Raw genomic sequence first — 4,680 nt, forward strand, 5'->3', positions numbered from 1 at the left:
ATGAGACCGTATACGTTGACGCAGACTGATCAGAGCATCTCAAAATCTACCTTGCAAACGGGGCGGGCCATACGTTTATTATGACTATAAAAACAAGCAGGTTCGAGGGAAGGTCTTGGACCCCGTGCTTGGTCGTCAAAACAGGATGCTCAACATCCCGAAGGGCCACGCACTGGGGGCCGAGTTGGATGCGACCGTGATCCCGTTCCGTGGGCTGCAGTTGAACGCCAGCGCCACCTACGTTAAGTCTGAAATCGATGGCACCTTCGATGCGTCCAATGCGTTGGGTAACCCGGATGAACTGGGAGGTCAGGCCTTTCCGCTCACCCCCCAGTGGCAGATGCTGGCCGATGGTGAATATTCCTTCCCTGTGGGCGCCGGCGCCGAGGCCTTCATCGGGGGCAGCTTCAACTACCAAGGCAAAACGAATTCGGGCCTTGGCGAACTCGATATCCTCAGAGTACCGGCTTATTCGGTGGTCGATGCTCGTATCGGTGTCCGGAGCAACGACGACAGTTGGTCGGTGACCGGCTTCGTCCGCAACCTGACCGATGAATATTACTGGACGTTCGTCAACTTCGCGAGTCCTGACGTCGCGGCCCGCTACACAGGCCGGCCACGGACATTCGGGGTTACCTTGAGTTCCCGCTTCTGAGTCCGGATGGAACGGCTTTGTAACGGGGGGGGTGCGGAGTCGATGTCGTACACCTCCCCAAGAGTTGACCAGGATTGGATTTAGTAGCTCCATGACAGATACAGCCCGCACGGCAGCAGCCGAAGTAACCCAGTGGAAAGTCCTCGTTCTGTGCTTTCTGGTTTCTGTCGTCGAAGGGGTCGAGATCGTAGCTTTCGGAATTGCAGCTCCCGACATCCACACCACGTTGGGCATAGACCACGCTCACCTGGGCCTTCTCGCCAGCGCCGGTCTCATCGGCCTGATCTTCGGGGCCTTCTTCGGAGGGCAGATTGGCGACCGGGTTGGCCGTAAGCGGCTATTGGTCCTGTGCGTCCTCGGCTTCACCTTGTTCACGCTTCTTGCCGCGCTGTCGCAAGGGTTCGACGCTCTGCTCATCGCTCGGCTTGGTACCGGCATCTCCATCGGCATGAGCATGCCCAACATCATTGCGATGGGCGCGGAAGCGGGAGGGGCCCCCGGCCAGATCCCGCGCGTGACCTTAGTCACTTCCGGAACGCCGACCGGCGGGATGGTCGTCGGCCTTTTCGCTGCCTCCGTGCTGTACAATCAATGGCAGGACGTATTCATCTTCGGCGTGATCCTGCCAGCACTGCTGCTGCCCTTTCTCATCTTCCTCATCCCCCCCGACAGGGCGAGGATGGTTCGACCCGCCGACGGCGGCAACGCGCCTAAGCAGCTCGCCAGCTACCGAGCCGTCCTCTTCGGCGATCGGCGGACGGTGAGCACGATTTCCCTGTGGGCCGCGGGCTTCTGCAACCAAGTCATCATTTATCTCCTGCTGAACTGGCTTCCGATGCTGATGCGCGCAGTTGGCGCCACACACGAGGAGGGGGCCATAGCGATCGTGCTGTTCAACATGGGCGGCCTCGTGGGCGGGGTCCTGTTCGGGCGGATGATGCGCAGGAACAGGCGTTGGCCGGTTCCATTGATCGCCTATTCGGGAACCATCATCGGACTGTGCATCCTTGCGCTTCCGGGCATACCGATCTATGTGCGCCTCTCCGCGTCGCTGCTGGTGGGCGCCTGCGCGATCGGCAGCCAGCTGCTCATCTTCGGCTTTTCCGCCGAGACCTACATCGCACCCTTCCGCGGCACCGGCGTCGGGGTGTCGGCTGGGATCGGTCGCGTTGGATCGACGGTGGGTCCGGCGGTAGCGGGATTGGCGCTCGGAGCCGGGGCAACCGTGGCCACCCTATTGCCGGCCCTGCTTCCCCTGGCGCTGATCGCGGGAGCAGCTTCCGTCACGCTCGCTATGAGACCGCGCCCTATCGAAGTGCAGGATGCGGCAAGCGACGCAGAGATGGGCACTTTGAGCTGCTGCCGGTCCGATGGACAGTAAGACCGGTAAAAGTCCCCCACATTTTCAAGCTGTCGTGAGTTGGTAGTTTGCCGTGTTGGCCCAGTGCCTCGGCCGAGCGAGCGGAACGCGGGACCGTGCTCATCACACAAACTCTAGGCGACCTGGTTGGTAAGCATCCGGCGAAGCTTGCGATTACCCATAATGTTGATTACCGCTGAGAGTTGACCCGGGATTTTCATCGAGAAGTGACCCTAGTATTTGTATGTCCCGCGATGCGGGGTTTGGTTCAAGCGGGTAATTTTTCCTTTCGTGTTTTGGGGGTGGCAGATGTCTTCCCGCAGCCAGCGCAGCGACAGGCCAGCCGACGATGGCGTTTGACGATAGGCTTGACCGCCGGAAGATCGATCTCGTCGTATTCTCCCGTCACCGCGCCGGGCGCGTCATCGCCAAATGGAAGGCCACAATGCCGGCAATGTGTCGGGCGATGATCTTCGATCATATCCGGCGCCTCGACCAGACCCCGCGCGTGCCCCTTGTGACCAGGCTTGGCTCCGCCGGGACGTGATTCTTCCCGTCTTCCTTTCCGATCCGTCGAAGGCGGCTTGGACGACGTTCGCGAGGTCTTGTCGGGCCGCTGCATCCGCAGAACCAGCTCGACCAACTCAGGCTTCGTAAGCCGCTCGAGTTCCTCGCGATTCATGGACAGGATGAATCACAGCCCAGCCACGTTGGCAAGGGGGTGGGTAGTTACATAGCCGCCCTCAAATCCGAGCCCGCGCAGCACCTCGTATAACCTGATCAGCGTCAGACGTTCGCGGCGCGGCTTGCGCTCGTTCTCCGCCAGCAACTGCTCCAGCGCGGCCGCGTGGCCACCCAGCTTCGGCCTGGGCTCCGCAACCCGCGTGTAGGTGAAGGCGGCGTCGTCGGCCTGATCGCCTTGCGCACCGTCTTGCGCGACACATGCAGCCGACGCGCAATCTCCCGCACCGATAGCTTCTGCACGAAATGCGCGCGCCTGATCCGTCCTATCGTCTCCACCGTCGTCATCCTCCACCTCGTCGCCAGCCAACACAGCCGACGAACATAGATGACCCGATGGGTGGTACCCGTTTAGGTGCCGATTACCGGGTCAGGTGGTCCCCAATCTCACGCCGAAACACAGGCGAGGACGGCGACGAGGGCGGATAAGCGCCCTCCCCTGCCCCTTTCATTCGGGCGCGGTTTGCGCTATGCCCACATGCAAACATGCGGTCATGTAAGGATATTCACATGCCAACAATCGCTATCATCAGCCAGAAGGGGGGCGCGGGCAAGACCACCCTCGCCCTGCATCTGGCCGCCGCCGCCGAAGATTCCGGGCATACCGCGCTGGTGATCGACCTTGATCCACAGGCGACGGCGAGCCAATGGGCGGCATGGCGGCAGGACGCGCCCCCGGTCGTGATCGACAGCGCGCCCCCTCGCCTTGCCGCCAAGATCGAGCAGGCGACGGCGCAGGGCGCGGCGTTCATCGTGATCGACACCCCGCCCCATGCCGACAGCGCCGCCAGCGCCGCCGTCGAGGCGGCCGACCTGGTGCTGATCCCCTGTCGGCCGAGCGCGTTCGACCTGGCCGCGATCAAGACGACCGCCAGCCTTGTGAAGATGCGCGGCAAGCCCGCTTTCGTGATCTTCACGGCGGGAAGCCCGACCGCGCCGCGCATGTATGACGAGGCGGCGCAGCTCGTGCAGGGCTATGGACTGGATGCCTGCCCGCTGCACATCGCGGATCGCGCCGCGTTCCGCCATGCGGCGACGGAGGGAAAAACCGTGATGGAGATCGAGCCGAACGGCAAGGCGGCCGACGAGGTGCGCCAGCTTTACAAGTGGGCATGTGGGCATGTAAACATGCCAGCATCTAGGAAACGGAGGGCCAGCGCATGAGCCGGAAGGGATCATTGCTTGCATTGCGGGATCGCGAACCCGCGCCGTCGCCGGTGACGGCTGAGCCGGAGGGGAGGGCGTCCGCGCCGACCGCCACTGGCAGCAGCCCGGTTGCGCCGAGCCGACAGGGCAAGAAGGCGATGACGGGCTATTTCAGCCCGGATATGTCGTTCGCCATGCACATGACCGCTCGCAGGCACGGCATGAGCTTGCAGGATGCGATGGCCGAGGCGTTCAACGACTGGCTCCGCAAGATGGGGGAAAGTCCTGTAGGCAAGTGAGCATGTTCACATGCAAACATGGAGTCAGCGCATCGGCTTCCGTTCGTGCCGCTTCTTGCAAAAGCCGATGAAGGCCCCGGCGGGGCTTTTGAGTTCGGGCTTGCCCATGTCGTGCCACCACGACACCCATTCGTCATAGAGCGCGTAAATGTCATACCCCGGCGCGGCCGTCTTGGCGTCGTGCATGGTTTCAGGGTCGATATAGGGCGCATCGTTGGCGATGCTGACAGGATCGGGCTTCGCCTTGAGGCCGGAGCGGTTGTGGAACAGAATGACGTCATCGTCCATCGTCACGGCATAGTCAGGAAAATGGCCGTGGTCGGCGTCATGCTCGCAGACCTTCTTGACCAGCGCCCGGAACACCCGAAGCGGGCTGTTGGGGTGACTACACGAAAGTGACGAATCTGCACGCTAAGGGCGAACGGATGGCGAACATCACGCGACGAGCAGGGAACTGACGGCGCGAAGCGGCCGCAAGG

General features: G+C 62.3%; 6 protein-coding genes and 1 pseudogene. 4 read left to right on the forward strand and 3 right to left on the reverse strand.

The annotated features are described in order from the left end of the window. Nucleotides 1-28: 28 nt before the first annotated feature. Entirely contained in the window at nt 29-655 is a 627-nt protein-coding gene (locus L3X40_RS20960; protein WP_272908109.1) for a TonB-dependent receptor domain-containing protein, read from the forward strand. A gap of 91 nt (nt 656-746) precedes the next feature. Further along, nucleotides 747-2,036: an MFS transporter gene (locus L3X40_RS20965; protein ID WP_237367296.1), complete on the forward strand. Its 1,290-nt coding sequence runs from the start codon at nt 747-749 to the stop codon at nt 2,034-2,036. A 277-nt stretch (nt 2,037-2,313) separates the two neighbouring features. Here L3X40_RS20965 and L3X40_RS20970 read toward each other — a convergent pair. Both L3X40_RS20970 and L3X40_RS20975 read right to left on the reverse strand, forming a co-directional pair. Then, nucleotides 2,314-2,697, reverse strand: a pseudogene (locus L3X40_RS20970) (IS66 family transposase); the annotation flags it as partial. Nucleotides 2,698-2,709: 12 nt separating this feature from the next. Next, nucleotides 2,710-3,051, reverse strand: a complete 342-nt coding sequence (locus tag L3X40_RS20975; RefSeq protein ID WP_237367297.1) for a hypothetical protein — start codon at nt 3,049-3,051, stop codon at nt 2,710-2,712. Between the two features lie 215 nt (nt 3,052-3,266). On the opposite strand from L3X40_RS20975, the gene parA reads away from it, so the two are divergent. Both parA and L3X40_RS20985 read left to right on the forward strand, forming a co-directional pair. Beyond that, a complete protein-coding gene (parA, locus tag L3X40_RS20980; RefSeq protein WP_237367298.1) occupies nt 3,267-3,920 on the forward strand; it encodes a ParA family partition ATPase in 654 nt (217 codons plus the stop codon). Further along, nucleotides 3,917-4,201 (forward strand): ribbon-helix-helix domain-containing protein, encoded by a 285-nt coding sequence (locus L3X40_RS20985; RefSeq protein ID WP_237367299.1) that lies wholly within the window; start codon nt 3,917-3,919, stop codon nt 4,199-4,201. The genes parA and L3X40_RS20985 overlap by 4 nt, the downstream gene beginning before the upstream one ends. Nucleotides 4,202-4,225: 24 nt before the next feature. On the opposite strand, the gene L3X40_RS20990 is transcribed toward L3X40_RS20985, so the two are convergent. Next, a complete protein-coding gene (locus tag L3X40_RS20990) occupies nt 4,226-4,564 on the reverse strand; it encodes a hypothetical protein (protein ID WP_237367300.1) in 339 nt (112 codons plus the stop codon). Nucleotides 4,565-4,680 lie beyond the last annotated feature (116 nt).

Source organism: Rhizorhapis sp. SPR117 (assembly GCF_021742065.1).

Bases quoted from the DNA above. Each gene is read 5' to 3' on its own strand.
- L3X40_RS20985 (WP_237367299.1), top strand. From the start codon at position 3,917: ATGAGCCGGAAGGGATCATTGCTTGCATTGCGGGATCGCGAACCCGCG.
- parA (WP_237367298.1), top strand. From the start codon at position 3,267: ATGCCAACAATCGCTATCATCAGCCAGAAGGGGGGCGCGGGCAAGACC.
- L3X40_RS20965 (WP_237367296.1), top strand. From the start codon at position 747: ATGACAGATACAGCCCGCACGGCAGCAGCCGAAGTAACCCAGTGGAAA.